Raw genomic sequence first — 16,164 nt, forward strand, 5'->3', positions numbered from 1 at the left:
TTTGATCCACCTGCCGACTATTTACCCAGCAGATGACTGATCGCCGTTTTGAGTTTCATCGGCCGCACCGGTTTGTGCATCAAGGTATGGCCCAGCTCACGCATTTGCAGCTTCAGCTCATTGCTGTAGTTGGCCGTGATCATCAGCGCGGGCAAGGGTGAGCCACGTCGGGCGTTGATCGTTGCCACGGCATCGACACCGTTCTGCTCATGGTCCAGGTGATAGTCGGCAATCAACAGGTCGGCATCGGCGTGATAGTTCTCCACCTGCCGCGCCAAGTCCTGCTCTGACAGCGCCGTGACAACCTGGCAACCCCAGCTTTCCAGCAGCGTGCGCATCCCCGCGCAAATCGTTGCGTCATTGTCCAGCACCCAGATCCGTGCCCCACGCAGCCTTTCGAGCATGGGCTCAGTCATCGGTAACTGGACCTGCGGCTTGGGCGCGCTAAGGGCCAGCGGCACTTCGACGGCGAACATCGAGCCCTTGCCGGGGGTCGAGCGCACGCTGATCTTATGCCCTAGTATTCCGGCGATTTTTTCGACAATGGCCAAGCCCAGACCCAACCCGCGATCCTGATGCGGCCGTTGCACGTCGCCACGTTTGAACTCCTGGAAAATTTCCTCCAGTTTGTTCTCGGCAATCCCGATACCGGTATCCCAGACCTCGATGGACAGGCGCTGGCGATGCCGACGACAACCCAGTACCACTCGGCCAGTGGTGGTGTATCGGATCGCGTTGCTCAGCAGGTTGCGCAGAATCCGCGCCAACAACTGGATATCGCTACGTACCAGCGCCGAACACGGTACGAACGCCAGGCGCAGGCCCTCGCTGCTGGCCGCCTGGGTGAACTCGGCCGCCAGGTTTTCCAACAGTTCGCTCAGGGCAAACGGCGCAATATCGGCCTTGATCACCCCGGCATCGAGCTTGGAGATGTCGACCAGTGTGCCGAGCAGGTTCTCCACGTCCTCCAGCGAATTACTGACATTACGTACCAGGATCGCGTTGGCCGCCGGCTCGCGGCGCTCCAACAAGGCACTGGTAAACAGGCGCGCGGCGTTGAGCGGCTGCAGCAGATCATGGCTGACGGCGGCGAGAAACTTGGTTTTCGACAGGTTGGCCTGCTCGGCTTCGAGCTTGGCTTCACGCAGGCGCGACTCGACCCGACTGCGCTCGTCGATCTCGCGCAGCAGTTGGCTGTTCAGGGTGGTCAGCTCGGTCGTGCGTTCACGGACTCGCTGTTCCAGGTTCTGATAAGCCTGGTGCAGCGCTTCAGCGGTACGCCGACGTTCAGTGATATCGCGGATCAGCACAAAAATACCGATCACTTCACCATTGGCCAGGCGATTGGGCACATAGGAGCGCAGCATGTAGCGCTCCTGATTGTTGATATTGATTTCCGGGCATTCGAACGTCACGCTTTCCCCCGCGAGGGCGCGCTCGACATAGCTTTCCAGCCGCTGGTAGTGCTCTTCGCTATGGACCTCGCGCAGGCTCTGGCCGAGCATCACCCCACGCGGCCAGCAGTACCACTGCTCATAGACCTTGTTGGTGAACTCATAGACCAGGTCGGCATTCAGATAGGCGATGAGCGCGGGTACATGGTCGGTGATCAGGCGAATCCAGCGCTCGCTCTCGCTGAGGGCTTCAGCATGCCGGTAGCGCTCGGTGATGTCCGTGAAGGTATTGACGAAACCGCCGGTAGGTAACGGATGCGTGCGGATTTCCAGAACCCGGCCATCGGATAGGCGCTGCTCCCGCTCGTGGATCACCCGGCCGTTGGTGTCGCGGCTGGCCGGCGTCAACAGCTCCAGTTCGCTGTCGGCGATCACCTCGGAAAAAAGCCGGTGCGCGGCAACCGGGGCCAGTCCGCTCAGTTCCAGAAACCGCCGATTCCACAGTTCCAGGATGCCCTCGGCGTTGACCATCGCAACGCCCTGGGACAGGTTGTCGACGGCCCGTTGCAGCAGGTGCGACTTCTGCGCAACGGCTTTCTCGCGGCGCAGGGTTTCGCTGAGTTTGACTTCAGTGATATCGGTAAACAGGATCACCCGCCCCCCCTCGCGGGTCGGCCGCTCGCTGACCTGCAACCAGCGGCCATCATTCAGGCGATACAACAGGTGTTCGTCGGCGCTGTGGCGCGGCTCTTCAATAAACAACCCGGTACTGGCCATCAACCGCTTGACCTCAGTCAGGCGCATGCCGCCGATGATCCGTACCCGGCTGTTGGCCCAAAGCGCTTTGAAACGGCTGTTGAACAGCACGATGCGCTGGTCCTCATCGAACAGCACGAATGCATCGGAAATACTTTCAATGGCATCGACCAAATGCTGATGGGCCGTTTCCGCCCGCAGGCGGGCATCACTGAGCAGATTGTTGCTGGCCTTGAGCTCGGCCATGGCCTGGTTCAAGGCATCAGTACGCTCCCTGACCTGCTCGGCCAGGACCACCGAGTGCTGAAAGGCCGCATAGGAATCATTGCCCCGCGCGGTACCGGACTCGACCCGTTCAATCAGCGCCGTATTGATCCGCCGCAGCTTTTGATTATCCCGCTGCAGTCGTTCGATCTGCTCAAGCAGCTCAGCTGGAGATGACGGCACGGCTGCGTCCAATGGCGACACCGGTGAAGGTCTGGTTGATGTGCATGCCATTGAACTGTTCTCCGTAGGTATTGAAACCTATCACCCGATGCTCGCGCAGGACCGCGCCGATCTGCTGGACACTGCCATCGTCTTCCAGCTCCAGGCGCCGTAGGAAACAGTCGCAGCCGATAGTCAGCAACAACGAACCCAAGCGCTCCCGCAAGCCGTCGAACAGCGTCTGCAGGTTCGGCAGCAAGGGGCCAGGCGTCATGGCCGTGAGGACGATGCCGTTCTCCACCGCACAATAAAAACTCAGGCTCAAGTCAGGATTGACCTGTTGAATGGCCCTGACGTAGTACTGGTCGTTGATCCGAACAGCTAACGGGTGGGCGGCAAAAATCTGGTGATTGAGCTGCGCCACGGGCACCCCGATGATCTGCGCGTACTCTTCGGCCGCGGGCTCTGCATTGAGTTCGTAAACCCGTCGCATGCCGCTGTCGACGCGCGTGACCACCAGCTTTTCCGCACGCGGCAAAATGTGGTGCGTGGTGAACACTTCGAAGTCCAGCCAGGTATTGACCAACAGCACCACGGCCGCGCCGCTGTGGAATTCGCCGCCGAAGTAGACATGGGTATGGGTCAGGTAGTTATCGTCGCCGGCAGAACCGCCAAAGTGCGGGATATCGCCCAAGGCGGCGCTCAGCGCGGCAAGGACCATTTCCTCGCGGCTGGACAGGCCGTCGAGTAGCGTCAGGGCGAAACTGTTGCCCTTGATCGGCGCCAAGGTATTGCTGCGACAACCGCCGACCAGTCGCTCGACCATTTGCTGGGCGTCGATCAGGCTGAAACGCTCCAATTCGTCGATCAGTTCCGCGGCAATGGAGAAATGCCGATGATCGAAACCCACCGCGGTCACGCAGCCCCGGCCATAGCCCTCGGGGGTGATTTCCCCGGCGCTGGTACAGCCGACCACGCGAATGCCGCCAAAGCTCTGCTGCAATGCGCTGCCCAGGGCCCGCAAATCGTATTCGACCGAACAAAAGAACAGTACAAAACCCAAGTGCGGGTGCAATAGCTGCCGCGCCAGCTCCTGTGCCACCTCTTGCGCCTCGGTTGCCATCGACATCGCGCTGACTACGCCATCGGTTTGGGTGTGTTGCATAGCCGCCTCCCGCAAAATGCGCTGTCTGTCGGCTCAGTCTACGAAGACTGGGCCCGGGTCCCTATCCTACTTGGGTAGGGGGTAACCACTGCGACAGGATGAAATTGCGTGCCACTACGACCAAAGACCCCCATTGCGCGGACTAAAGGACCATTTAAGCGTCACGCCCTCGCTCCTAGGATGAGTCCATCTTGATGAGTGCACTACCGGCCGTTCGGGCCAATAATCACAATAATGAGGGCTAGTCATGAGCAGCACGTTCTTCATTCCGTCCGTAAACATGATGGGCATCGGCAGTCTCGATGAGGCCATGGTCGCCATTCGCAAATATGGCTTGCGTCACGCCCTTATCGTGACCGACGCCGGGCTGGCAAAGGCCGGGGTCGCCGACAAGGTCGCCAAGCTGCTGGCGGCGCAGGACATCCAGGCGACAATATTTGACGGGGCCAAGCCGAATCCGACCGTGAGCAACGTCGAAAACGGTCTGGCGCAACTCAAGCTCAGCGGTGCCGACTTCATCATCTCCCTCGGCGGCGGCTCCCCCCATGACTGCGCCAAGGGCATTGCCTTGTGTGCCACCAATGGCGGGCATATCAGTGACTACGAAGGCGTCGATCAGTCCGCCAAGCCACAAATGCCACTGATTGCCATCAATACCACGGCGGGCACCGCCAGCGAGATGACCCGTTTTTGCATCATCACCGACGAAACCCGCCACGTAAAAATGGCCATCGTCGACCGTAATGTAACGCCACTGCTGTCGGTCAACGATCCCTCATTGATGGCCGCCATGCCCAAAGGCCTGACCGCCGCCACCGGCATGGACGCGTTGACCCACGCCATCGAAGCCTACGTTTCCACCGCGGCCACGCCCATCACCGATGCCTGCGCGCTCAAGGCCGTGGAATTGATCTCCGCCAACCTGCGCAACGCGGTCGCCAACGGCGGCGATATGCAGGCGCGGGAAAATATGGCCTATGCACAGTTTCTGGCCGGGATGGCGTTCAACAACGCCTCCCTTGGCTACGTACACGCCATGGCCCACCAACTGGGTGGCTTCTATGACCTGCCGCACGGTGTCTGCAACGCGATACTGCTGCCGCACGTCGAGAGCTTCAACGCCAGCGTTTCCCAGGCTCGCCTGACGGACGTCGCCAGGGCGATGGGGCTCGATACCCAACATCTTGACCACGAGCAAGGCGCCGCGGTGGCGATTGCCGGCATCCGTCAATTGTCCCTGGACGTTGGCATTCCTGGCGGTCTGGCTGAATTGGGCGTCAAGCTGGAGGACATTCCAACACTGGCGGCCAACGCCATGAAAGATGCCTGCGGCTTCACCAACCCGCGGACGGCGGAGCAGGCGCAAATCGAAGAGATTTTCCACGCCGCGATGTAATGAAAAGGCGATGAACGGGAAGCGAGAATTCCCGTTCATAACGCTAGCGTTTCATCCCAGCTCACGCTTGAGCTCAGCAATATGTCCAGGGCCGATTCCACAGCAACCGCCGAGTAGGCTCGCACCCCGCTTGCTCCAGTCCTTGGCCCATGCCAGATAGCCTGAAGGACCGAGATCCTCGCGTAACTCATCGAGACCGTCGTTGGCGGTAGCTTCCTTCGGCTGGGGCGGGAAAGCATTGGCGTAGGCGCCGATAGCGATGTCCGCGCCCAGACGTTCGATGGTCGATCTGGCTACATCAATGGCAGCCCCCATGACCTCTGGCTGGCTGCAGTTGAACAACAAAGCTTGAACACCCATGCCCACCACAGCCGCAGTGGCATCGGCCACTGTTTCTCCCGAGCGAAGACGCGGTACATCGTCGAGCTCTTCGTCTTGCAGAGTGAAAGACACCCAAAACGGCTTGCCGTCAGAAGGCAGGTGCGAATGTATGGCTTGCACCTCGGCGATCGCGCTCTGGGTTTCAGCCAGCCATAGATCTACGTAGGGGGCGAGCCCCTGGAGCAAGGGGGTGAGCACCTCCGTGACACGCTGCGGCTGGAACAGGTCTGGTCGATAGGAGCCGAACAACGGCGGCAGGGAGCCGGCCACCTGAACGGGTTGCGCGCTGGCATCCGCTGCGGTACGTGCCAGTCGGCCGGCGGTCATCGCCAGGTCGCGCCCTTCACTGGCAAAGCGCTGCTCACCAATATGGAAAGGGACAACGGCATAGCTGTTGCTGGTGATGACCTGCGCACCGGCCTCGATGAAGGCGCAGTGAACGGCAATGACCGCCTCCGGCGCTTCGGTCAACGCCAACGCCGACCACTCCGGCTGCCGGAAGGGGGCGCCACGCCGTTGCAGCTCCCGCCCCATGCCACCATCCAGAATTACCATGGATCGCTCCTTCATATAACTTTCCTATATATGCTTATGAAAAAAATTCACTATGTGCTTTTCTTTTATAACTATTAAATATCATAAATCCATTATCTCTAACTTTTCAGGTACTTTCATGCGTTTTCCTTCCCTGCTCGGCGTGGGCCTCCTGGTACTTGGTGCCACCTCTCAGGCTTTCGCGGGCGCCACTCTGGAGCGCGTGGAGTCGCGCAAGGAACTGGTCAATGTGCTTATGGAGAGCTATCCACCGTTCTCCTTCCTCAATGAACAAAACCAACTCGACGGCTTCGATGTGGATGTCGCCAAAGCGGTGGCGGAAAAGCTCGGCGTCAAACTGCGCCTGGAGACACCATCCTGGGATGTCATCGCCGCCGGTCGCTGGAGTGGTCGCTACGACATCTGCATTTGCTCGATGACCCCAAGCAAGGCCCGCGCCGAGGTATTTGACTTCCCCGTGGAGTACTACGCCTCCCCCGCGGTGATCGTGGTCAATGCCAAGGATGACCGCATCCACTCGGCCAAGGACCTCGAAGGGCGCAAGGTCGGCCTTACCAGCGCCTCCAGCTACGAGAGCTACTTGAACAAGAGTCTGGTGATCGAGGGCGCCGAGGACAAGAAGATCGAATACCCATTCGACGTCGTCCAGGCCGCCCCCTATGACACCGACAACGTCGCCTTCCAGGATTTGGGCCTGGGCGCCGGCGTGCGTCTGGATGCGATCCTGACCAATCTGGTGACCGCACAACCGCGCCTGGAGCAGGACAAACGCTTCAAGTTGGCAGGAACACCGCTGTATGAAGAACCCAACTCGGTGGCCATCGAGAAAGGCGATCCACAGTGGGACGCCAAGGTGCGCCAGGTGTTTGCCGAGCTGAAGGCCGACGGCACGCTGGCCAGGCTATCGCAGAAGTGGATCGGCGCCGACATCAGCAAATGAGTGCCTATCAACCCGCCCCCAAACCCGCCGTCGCCGCGACGGGTTCGCGCCTGTTCGGCTTTCGCACCCGCCTGTACCTGACATGGCTGGTGTTGTTCCTGCTGTTCGTGGGCTTCTTTCTCAGCTTTGACTTGAAGTTTTCGATCATCGTCGAAAAATTTCCCAACCTGGCAGGCTTCAAACTTGGCCCCAACGGCTTCTTGCAAGGCGCCGCGCTGACCTTGTTCCTGTGTCTGTGCTCAATGCTGGCCTCAGTGCTGCTGGGCTTTGCCGCAGCGTTGGCGCGGCTGTCCAACAGCGCGGTGCTGTTTGGCATAGCCAGTTTCTACACCTCGTTCTTCCGCGGCACACCGCTGTTGATCCAGATCCTGCTGATTTATCTGGGCTTGCCGCAACTGGGCTTGGTGCCGGGCGCGATTGTGGCCGGGATCATCGCCCTGTCGCTCAACTACGGCGCCTACCTGAGCGAAATTTTCCGCGCGGGAATCATTGGCGTTGCTGTAGGCCAGCGCCAGGCGGCGCTCGCGCTTGGCATGCGCGCGGGGACAATCTTCTGGCACATCAGCCTGCCCCAGGCCATGCGCACCATCATCCCGCCCTGCGCCAATCAGTTCATCTCCATGCTCAAGGACTCCTCGCTGATCTCGGTAATGGGCGTCTGGGAAGTTATGTTCCTGGCCCAGTCCTACGGTCGCTCCAGCTATCGATACCTGGAGATGCTGACCACCGCGGCCGTCATCTACTGGGTGCTGTCGATTTCTCTGGAGCTCGTGCAAGCACGCCTGGAAAAGCATTTCGGCAAAGCCTATCAGCGCTGATGCAGAGCCGAAGCACACGCCCGGAACACGTTCTGCAATGCCTCGGGCTGCTGCTCTGGCTTGATCACGGCTATCAGCAGCTTCTGTTGAGAAAGCCCACGACCAGCGCGTTGAACACTTCGCCTTGATCATCGTGCACATAGTGACTCACGTCCGCGACCTCCACCGTCCGAACGCAAGGGTTGCTGGTACTCATGAGCTGCAGCATCGCATTGCGCTGAATAAATATCCCTCCCTGGCCGGTATTGACTCATCTTTCGTATCAATGCAGGCCAACAACGCACCTATCCTATCTCGCCCGGCTCCGCCATCGTCCTCATAAGCGCGGTGCAGGACGGCATCAAATTTTGAACTGCCCCACCAGCAGGCCCAATCGCCGCCCGAGGTCCGCTAGACTGCGAGACGTCTGCGCCCCCAGTTGGGTCTCATCGGCCACGCTGTCCACCGCCACCGCGATTTGATGCACACTGCGGTTGATCTCTTCGGCAACGGCGGTTTGCTCTTCCGCCGCGCTGGCAATCTGCGCGTTCATCGAATTGATGGTACTGATCAATTGCGCCATGGTATCCAACGAAACACCGGCTTCATTGGCCTGGGCCGACGTGCCATCGCCGGCGTCGCTGGAGCGCCGCATGGCATCCACTGCCTTGTGCGTACCCTGCTGCAGACGGTCGATCATGCCCTGGATTTCCTGGGTGCTCTGCTGGGTCCGGCTGGCCAGCGCCCGAACCTCGTCGGCCACCACCGCGAAACCACGACCGGCCTCACCGGCCCGGGCGGCTTCGATGGCCGCGTTGAGCGCCAACAGGTTGGTCTGCTCGGCGATCGAGCGGATCACATCCAGTACGCTGACAATCGACGAGACGTCCGTCTGCAGACTGTCCAGTGAAGTGCCGCTGGCGCGGATATCGCTGACCAAGGCATGAATCTGCCGGATGCTGCCGTCCACCACCCGCTTGGCGGTCTGTCCTTCTTCGTCGGTCTGCTGGGCAGCTACCGCGGCGCCCTGGGCACTACGGGCCACTTCCTGCGCCGCCGAGGACATCTCGTTGATGGCGGTGGCCACCTGATCGGTCTCGTGACGCTGACGCTCCATGGCCTGTTCCGAACGATGGGCCTGATCGGACACCTGGCTGACCAGCCCGGTCAGTTGCGTCGTCATCTCGGCGATCTGGCGAACCAAGCCGTGGATCTTGTCGACAAAGCGGTTGAACGAACCGGCCAGCTCACCCAGCTCATCCTGGCTGGTGATCGCCAGACGACGGGTCAGGTCCCCCTCGCCCGCCGCGATGTCATCCAGATTGGCTTTCATCAGATTCAGCGGCCGCAGCATCGTATTGGCCATCAGAACGCCCACAATGGCAATCACCGCCAACAGCACCAGCGCGATACCCAGAATGCTCAGCAATACATCCCGAGTACGCTGGTGTACCTTGGCTTCAACTGCCGCCACCTGGGCGTCGATACCATCGATATTGATCGACGAGCCAATAATCATGTCCCATTTGGGCAGGTACTCGCTGTAGCCCAACTTCGGTACCCTCACGTCGCTGCCAGGTTGTGCCGCGTTGTACTCCACATAATGACTGCCGGCCTTGGCTGCTCTCACCAACTCACGGTTGACGTACACACCGTTGGCGTCGCGGTTGTCCTTGAAGCTTTGACCCACGCCATCCGGGCTGCTGCCCTTGAACAAGCGAATGGTCTCGGAATCAAAACCGAAGAAGTAACCGTCCTTGCCATAGGTGATGTTTGATAGCAGTTTGATCACCTCGGCCCGAGTGGCCAGGTCACCCGAGGTGGCGGCGTCGTACAGAGGTTTGATTGTGGTGAGCGCCACGTCGACGTAATTCTTCAACGTCAACCGGGCTTCTCCAAGCAGACGTTGCCGAGTCTCTTCAAGCTCTTTTTCCGCCTGCTGTTGGAGCATCAGAACTGTCGTCAGACTGATTACCAGTGCAAACAGTAAAACCGGTAAGACTGCGATGGACAGGACTTTGGCCTTCAGACTTAGGCGCATGGGATGTTCACTCTTTGTTTTCATTGGGGTGATGGATCGTTAAGGACAGGTCGGAGCAAAAGCGATGACCTGCCTGTGATCGCGGGGCAGTCACGCGGTCTGGCGACTCGCGATTTCGTCGTCAGGCCTCTTTGACGATGACCCGCAAGATGCAAGTCAACACAGCAGCCAGACCCAACATACCGGCCATGCCCAACAGGCCAGCGGTGAATGAATGGGTAACGTCCTTGAACCAGCCGACACCATAAGGCCCTACCAACCCGCCGAGGCTGCCAACCGCGTTGATGAAGGCAATGCCGCCAGCCGCCGCGTCCTTGCTCAGGAAAGTGGCAGGAATACTGTAAAAGCAAGTGCGCACCGAACTCAGCCCGATCAGAGCGACGGTCAGGCCAATCAAGGCCGGCAGTAAATCACTGTAGATAACCGAAAAGAGGAACCCGGCGGCGCCGACCCCACAGGTAATGGCCAAATGTTTGATATAACGCCGCTTGCGTGCCAACACCTTGGCCCAAAGCAACATGGCGACGCTGGCCACCAGATAAGGAACGGAGGAGACGAAGCCAATCTGCATCGTGCTCAAGTCGTGACTTTTCAGGATCTGCGGTAACCAGACGCCAATGCCCAATATGCCGATGATGTAACAGAACAGGATGGCCGCCAGTAGCCAGACGCGCACGTCCTTGAGCGCTTGGCTAAAGTTCAGACTGCTGCGCTGCTGATGCTCGGCATCTAGCGCTGCCTGCAACACAATCCGCTCTTGCGGGGTCAGCCATTGCGCCTCAGCGGGGCGATCGGACAGGACGTTCAAACACAGTAGTCCCAGTGCACAAGCCGGCAGGCCTTGCAACACCAGAAGCCATTGCCAGCCAGCCACATTCAACCAGCCATCCATTGCCAGCATGGTCGCCGACAAGGGCCCGCCCAAAACGGATGACATGGGAATCGCAAACAGAAACCAGGCCATCATCCGGGTGCGGTAATGCGCAGGGAACCACAGTGACAGGAAAAAGATGACGCCGGGAAAGAAGCCGGCCTCCGCGATGCCGGCCAGCAGACGAATCACGGCATAGCTGATCGGACCCTGGGCAAGCGCCGTGGCTGCCGCGCAAAGGCCCCAGGTAATCATGATGCGTGCCATCCAGCGGCGAGCGCCAAACCTATACAGCGCCAGGTTGCTGGGGACTTCGAACAGGCAGTAACCGATGTAGAAAACACCGGCGGCAAAGCCGAATTGAGAGGCGCTCAAGCCTAGATCCTGATTCATCGTCAGGGCGGCAAAACCGATATTGGTGCGATCCAGGTAGTTGACGAAATAGGCGATGGCCAACAGTGGGATCAATCGTATTGCCGCCTTGCGGCAAGCACTCGACTCCACGTCGCCGCACAGGAGGTCCTGCGCACTGGTCATTGTTGTCATGAGTCGTCCGTTTTTATTCTTTTGAGATTCGACGCGGCCGAGCATATGCCAGCAGCGTCCCTCCCGACCAAGACCTTTAGGCCATACGTACTCATGCCAGCGGAGCATACCCTGAGACGTGACAGGCCCTTTCAAGCATCCCTGCCGATGATGCCGACCAAGCATGGGTACCCATGTTGACATGGTATTTGTCATTCGCCGCAGGCTGTCCTGACACTGCGATCGCTGTCTGCGTATCGAGTGTTAAACCAAAACAACAAGGACTCCCCATGAAAGCAAAACAGACTCGACTCCTGTTGGTGCTCACTGCCTGCCTCAGCGCCCCCTTGTTCGCGACGGCGGCGTCATCCCCCGTCAACCGAATAACGGTCAACCAAGGAGCCATCAAGATAGAGGCTTACGAGCAGGGTACGGGCAAGACCATCGTCATCCTGCCGTCCCTGGGGCGCGGAGCACAGGATTACGATGACGTCGCAGGCTACCTGGCCCAGGAAGGATTCCGAGTCTTGCGGCCGGAGCCACGGGGCGTGAACGGCAGCCAAGGCCCATTGAACAACCTGACGCTCCATGACTTTGCGGCGGATGTCGCCCTGTTGATGGACCATGAAAACACCGGCCCGGCCGTCGTGGTCGGTCATGCCTGGGGCAGCCAACCCGCACGCGTGCTCGCCGTGGATCGCCCCGACCTGGTCAAAGGCGTGGTGATGGCGGCGGCCTCGGTAGGGAAGTTCCCCCCAGGTTATTCGGAAAAGCCCTATGGCAGGATGGTTGAGGCCATCACCGGCTCGGGTAATTACGCCCTGCCCGAAGCACAGCGTCTGAAGTATCTGCAGCAAGCCTTTTTCGCCCCCGGCAATGACCCTCATCCCTGGCTGACCGGCTGGTATGAAGCCACACACAAGGCAGAGGCACAGGCACGCGATGCAACCCCCGTCGACCTGTATTGGTCGGCGGGCTCCAGCGTACCGATCCTGGACCTTCAGGGCAGCAATGACGCAGTGGTCATACCCAATATTCTGAAGTCGATGTTGGGTGATCGGGTCGAGGCCCGGACGCTAGCGGGAGCCGGACACGCCATGGCGCCCGAACGGCCGCGAGAAATGGCACAAGCCATTGCCGAGTTTGCAAAGCGTGTGTACGCCGACACTGCCGTGCCCGGCCAGGTGAAAGGAGGCTGAGCAATCAGCGACTGACAAGGTAGACGATAGAGCTGCTGATCATTCGTCAGACGCCAGCCAGACAGCCGCATCCTTCCAGGCCCCCTGAGTCACCAGAAACCTCAGGTGGGTGATCAACAGCGTCTCCCAGCTGGCGGCCAGCCGGCTGGTGCGACGCTCACGCAACGTCGTCAAGGTCACAGTGGAGCGAATGGCGGGACGCTCGATGGAGTGGGCGACCAGCTTTTTCTGAGCGATTTCATCCTGCACCGCAGCATTGGCCAGGATCGAGTAGCCGAGACCGGCCTGGACCAGGCGCTTGGTCAGATCCACGCTGTCCACTTCCACTTCAATTCTAAGCCTGACTCCACTCTGCACGGCAGCCTGTTCGACCAACCGTCGGTTACTGTGCGGCAGGCTCGGCATGATCAACGGCAGATCCGCCAATTCATGGATACGAAACGCACGAGCCGGCTCACCGACCGGGCCAACTACCACCATGGGCTCGCTGAACAGCGGGCGCACTTCAAAGGCTTCAAGCAGTGGTTGGTTATAGACCACTGCCAGGTCCACCCGTCCATCCAGTACCCACTCCTGTAAAGAACTGCTGAGCCCTTCACGCACATGCAACGAGGCCTTGGGCCAGAGTTCGCGGAAGCTCCTGATCAATTGCGGGCCGATGACCGCGCCGATTGCCGGGGGAAGGCCGATTGCCAGATGCCCGCGTTCCTCCTGCGCACTGTTGCGCACGTGATCGGTGGTTTCCTGCAGGTAGTGGAGCATCATTTCCGCGCGTTCCAACAGCCGCGCGCCGGCAGCCGTCAACTCGACACCGCGACCATGACGGGTCAGCAACGTAACATTGAGCTGGTCTTCAAGCTTGGCGATCTGACGGCTAAGCGCCGGTTGGGCGATATACAGATCGCGCGCTGCGCGGCTGAAGCTGCCCGCATGTGCGACCTGAACGAACGTGCGCAGCTCTCGAATATCCACGACCCCACCTCCCATGCTTTTAAAGCATAGATTGCTATCAATAAAAGGTTTTTGTCTAGTTTTTTAGGGTTCTCTATGCTGAACACAAATAGGAGAACAACAATGAACAACTCCAAATGCCTGACTCCAGTCGTACCGCCCTGCCCACTCTCGACAAGCGCATCATGAACGGCGCGCTGTTGCTTGTGCTGATGCAACCCCCCTCCTCCCAGGAGGAGGAGTTCAACGACTGGTATGACACCGAGCACTTCCCGCAGCGCCTCGCGCTGCCGGGCTTTCTCGACGGCCGGCGTTGGGTGTGCAGCGAAGGCTGGCCGCGCTACCTCGCGCTCTATGAGCTTGAGAACGAAGACGTGTTGAACTCCGCGCAGTACCTGAGCGTATCGGGCGCACGCTCCACCCCCTGGAGCCGTCGCATCTTGCCCAGAACCGTCGGGCGTCAGCGGATCGTACTCAAGACCCGCGCCGAAGCGGGTCGTCCAGGCCAGGCCGCCTCCCTCCTGCTGATGAGCTGGAACCTGCCGGCTGACGTCGACATGGAAAGCTTCATCAGCGCCGTTGACGCCCAGATCAACACGATAACTGGCGTCTTAACACTGCAGTGGGGTGAAAACCTGGCGCCCCTGGTTGACCACGGACGCAGCCTGTCTCTGATTGCGACCTTCGACTACTGCATTCCATCGAGTGCCCTGGATGCCATGCGGCGACCACTCGATGTGGGTTGTACGCAGTTCAATCTCTACCTTCCCTACTGCCGTTGATCGCCTGGAGAGCCATCCGAACAAACTGTGCCCGCCTACAAAAATAATGACGCCCACCGGGGCGAGGACTACCGATGAAACACTTGAAGAAGCTGCATGTACAAGTACTGGTCGCGCTGGTAGCGGCCGTGTTGCTGGGGCTACTGGCGCCCACTTGGGCGATCGCCATGAAGCCCCTCGGCCAGGCGTTTATCGCCCTGCTGAAGATGATGCTCGCGCCCATCGTGTTTTTCACCCTGGTGCACGGCCTCGCACACGTCAAGGACATGCGCAAGCTGGGCCGCCTGGGCATGAAATCCCTGCTGTACTTTGAAGTGATCAGTACCCTGGGGATGGTCGTCGGCCTGGTGTTGGTCAACCTGATTCAGCCCGGTGCCGGGTTGCATGCGGGCAACCTCAACGAATCAGCAGAAGTCATCAAGGCTACCGCGAGTGCCGGCAGCATTTCGGTGATCGACTATCTGTTGGGCCTTATCCCGCACACCTTGGTCGATGCCTTTGCCAAGGGAGACATCATTCAGGTGCTGATCATTTCGATGCTGGCCGGGATGGCGATCAACCGAGTCGCCGGGCCGGACTCCTTGATCGTCAAGGGGATCGACGAAGCCCAAAGCGTGTTGTTCAAAATGCTCGGCTTCATCATGAAACTGGCTCCGCTGGGTGCCTTTGGTGCCATGGCCGCGGCGGTGGGCAGTTACGGCGGCGCCACGCTGCTCTACCTCCTGAAGTTGATTGCCGTCTATTACGCAGCCTCGCTGTTCTTCGTCTTCGGTGTACTGGGAACCATCAGTTGGTCCATCGGCCTGCCGTTCTGGACTGTACTCAAAGTCATTCGCGAGGAAATACTGCTGGTGCTGGGCACCGCCTCCGGTGAGGTAGCCTTCCCGAGACTGCTGGAAAAACTCAAGCGTACTGGCTGTGACGAAGTGGTGGTCGGCTTTGTGCTACCCGCCGGCTACAGCTTCAACCTGGACGGCACCTCCATTTATATGGCCGTCGCCATCGGCTTCATCGCCCAGGCCACTGACACGCCCTTTTCGATCTGGCAGCAGATCGGCCTGCTGGCGATTCTCAGCCTGACCTCAAAGGGCGGGACCACGGTGGCCGGCGGCGCCTTCATCAAACTGGCAGCCACCCTGCAATCGGTGCAAAGCCTGCCCTTGGGTGGCTTGGGCCTGTTGTTTGGTATCGACCGGATGATGGCCACGGCCACCGCCCTGGTGAACATCATCGGCAACACCATTGCCGTGTACGCCATCGCTCGCTGGGAAGGCGCCTTCGATGCCGAGGCGTTCAAACGCGAGACTGGGCGCAGCGCCGGTAAAAGCCTGCTGCGCGCACCGTCCGAACCCGGCGTGCCGCCCAGCGCGCACCGCCAGCCCCACTCCCAGAATCTTTGATCAGGAATCCGCCCATGAATCGTTTGAAAGCGATAGACCCCGAGCATCTGAATCAAGCCCAGCGAGTCATCTACGACGCCATCGCGAGCGGCCCGCGCAAAGGCGTGCGTGGCCCACTCGCCATCTGGCTGCACCGCCCGGAGCTGGCCCAGTGCGCACAAAGCCTCGGGCGTTACTGCCGTTACGACAGTAGCCTGGAGCCACGCCTTTCGGAGCTGGCCATCCTGCTGCTCGGCCGCCACTGGCTGGCGGAGTACGAGTGGGCCGCGCATAAGCCATTCGCCCTGGAGGCCGGTCTGTCCACTGCCGTGATCGACGCCATTCGCGATGAGCGGCAACCGGTTTTCGAGCACGAAGACGAAGCGCTGGTGTACGCCTTCATCCGCCAGTTGCATGCCACCCGCCAGATCGACGACCAGCTGTATCAGGACATCAGCCGAGTACTGGGCGAAACCGCCGTGGTCGACCTGGTGGGCATCGCCGGCTACTACACGCTGATTTCCATGACCATCAAGGTGTTCGAGGTGCCGCCACCGGCAGGCGTGACTCCTGAACTTCCCACCCGTCTTTCCTGAGGATGCAAGC

The 16,164-nt window shown here is 59.9% G+C and carries 13 protein-coding genes and 2 pseudogenes; 7 read left to right on the top strand and 8 right to left on the bottom strand.

The genetic code is table 11. The features are described 5' to 3' along the window. Positions 1 to 17: 17 nt before the first annotated feature. Positions 18 to 2,648, bottom strand: a complete 2,631-nt coding sequence (nahK, locus tag M5B96_RS22665; protein WP_248799234.1) for a hybrid sensor histidine kinase/response regulator NahK/ErcS' — start codon at positions 2,646 to 2,648, stop codon at positions 18 to 20. Beyond that, positions 2,578 to 3,741 (bottom strand): nitric oxide-sensing protein NosP, encoded by a 1,164-nt coding sequence (gene nosP / locus M5B96_RS22670; protein ID WP_248799235.1) that lies wholly within the window; start codon positions 3,739 to 3,741, stop codon positions 2,578 to 2,580. Before nosP ends, nahK begins: the two co-directional genes overlap by 71 nt. Before the next feature lie 247 nt (positions 3,742 to 3,988). Here nosP and yiaY point away from each other — a divergent pair, with 247 nt between their 5' ends. Next, complete coding sequence (gene yiaY, locus M5B96_RS22675) at positions 3,989 to 5,137, top strand: L-threonine dehydrogenase (RefSeq protein ID WP_248799236.1); 1,149 nt, start codon at positions 3,989 to 3,991, stop codon at positions 5,135 to 5,137. A gap of 51 nt (positions 5,138 to 5,188) precedes the next feature. On the opposite strand, the gene M5B96_RS22680 is transcribed toward yiaY, so the two are convergent. Beyond that, entirely contained in the window at positions 5,189 to 6,073 is an 885-nt protein-coding gene (locus M5B96_RS22680; protein ID WP_248799237.1) for a homocysteine S-methyltransferase family protein, read from the bottom strand. Positions 6,074 to 6,191: 118 nt separating this feature from the next. Here M5B96_RS22680 and M5B96_RS22685 point away from each other — a divergent pair, with 118 nt between their 5' ends. Together M5B96_RS22685 and M5B96_RS22690 are read left to right on the top strand one after the other, a co-directional pair. Beyond that, positions 6,192 to 7,013, top strand: a complete 822-nt coding sequence (locus M5B96_RS22685; RefSeq protein WP_248799238.1) for an ABC transporter substrate-binding protein — start codon at positions 6,192 to 6,194, stop codon at positions 7,011 to 7,013. Further along, positions 7,010 to 7,831 carry an amino acid ABC transporter permease gene (locus tag M5B96_RS22690; protein WP_248799239.1) on the top strand — a complete coding sequence of 274 codons (822 nt, stop codon included), beginning with the start codon at positions 7,010 to 7,012 and terminating at the stop codon, positions 7,829 to 7,831. Before M5B96_RS22685 ends, M5B96_RS22690 begins: the two co-directional genes overlap by 4 nt. Before the next feature lie 73 nt (positions 7,832 to 7,904). On the opposite strand, the pseudogene M5B96_RS22695 reads toward M5B96_RS22690, so the two are convergent. The 4 genes and pseudogenes from M5B96_RS22695 to M5B96_RS22705 form a co-directional block, all read right to left on the bottom strand. Continuing rightward, positions 7,905 to 8,042: pseudogene (locus M5B96_RS22695) on the bottom strand (alpha/beta fold hydrolase); the annotation flags it as partial. A 129-nt stretch (positions 8,043 to 8,171) separates the two neighbouring features. Then, the gene (locus M5B96_RS32810) at positions 8,172 to 8,993 is read right to left on the bottom strand and encodes a methyl-accepting chemotaxis protein (RefSeq protein ID WP_412548643.1); all 822 of its coding nucleotides are present in this window, start codon (positions 8,991 to 8,993) and stop codon (positions 8,172 to 8,174) included. A gap of 36 nt (positions 8,994 to 9,029) precedes the next feature. Further along, positions 9,030 to 9,875 (bottom strand): annotated as a pseudogene (locus M5B96_RS32815) (cache domain-containing protein); the annotation flags it as partial. A 97-nt stretch (positions 9,876 to 9,972) separates the two neighbouring features. After that, a complete protein-coding gene (locus tag M5B96_RS22705; RefSeq protein WP_248799241.1) occupies positions 9,973 to 11,313 on the bottom strand; it encodes an MFS transporter in 1,341 nt (446 codons plus the stop codon). A gap of 224 nt (positions 11,314 to 11,537) precedes the next feature. Between M5B96_RS22705 and M5B96_RS22710 the strand changes: the two genes are divergently transcribed. Then, positions 11,538 to 12,446, top strand: coding sequence for an alpha/beta fold hydrolase (locus M5B96_RS22710; protein WP_248799242.1), 909 nt, complete (start codon positions 11,538 to 11,540; stop codon positions 12,444 to 12,446). A gap of 39 nt (positions 12,447 to 12,485) precedes the next feature. Here M5B96_RS22710 and M5B96_RS22715 read toward each other — a convergent pair whose 3' ends face one another. Then, entirely contained in the window at positions 12,486 to 13,418 is a 933-nt protein-coding gene (locus M5B96_RS22715; RefSeq protein WP_248799243.1) for a LysR family transcriptional regulator, read from the bottom strand. 116 nt (positions 13,419 to 13,534) lie between these two features. Between M5B96_RS22715 and M5B96_RS22720 the strand changes: the two genes are divergently transcribed. The 3 genes from M5B96_RS22720 (at position 13,535) to M5B96_RS22730 (ending at position 16,154) form a co-directional block, all read left to right on the top strand. Beyond that, on the top strand, positions 13,535 to 14,179 hold the full coding sequence (locus tag M5B96_RS22720; RefSeq protein WP_248799244.1) for a DUF4286 family protein: 645 nt from the start codon (positions 13,535 to 13,537) through the stop codon (positions 14,177 to 14,179). 74 nt (positions 14,180 to 14,253) lie between these two features. Then, positions 14,254 to 15,579, top strand: coding sequence for a cation:dicarboxylate symporter family transporter (locus M5B96_RS22725; protein ID WP_248799245.1), 1,326 nt, complete (start codon positions 14,254 to 14,256; stop codon positions 15,577 to 15,579). A 14-nt stretch (positions 15,580 to 15,593) separates the two neighbouring features. Further along, positions 15,594 to 16,154: a carboxymuconolactone decarboxylase family protein gene (locus M5B96_RS22730; protein ID WP_248799246.1), complete on the top strand. Its 561-nt coding sequence runs from the start codon at positions 15,594 to 15,596 to the stop codon at positions 16,152 to 16,154. Positions 16,155 to 16,164: the final 10 nt, after the last annotated feature.

The sequence above is a fragment of the Pseudomonas sp. MWU13-2105 genome (assembly GCF_023242315.1).
Classification (GTDB): Bacteria; Pseudomonadota; Gammaproteobacteria; order Pseudomonadales; family Pseudomonadaceae; genus Aquipseudomonas.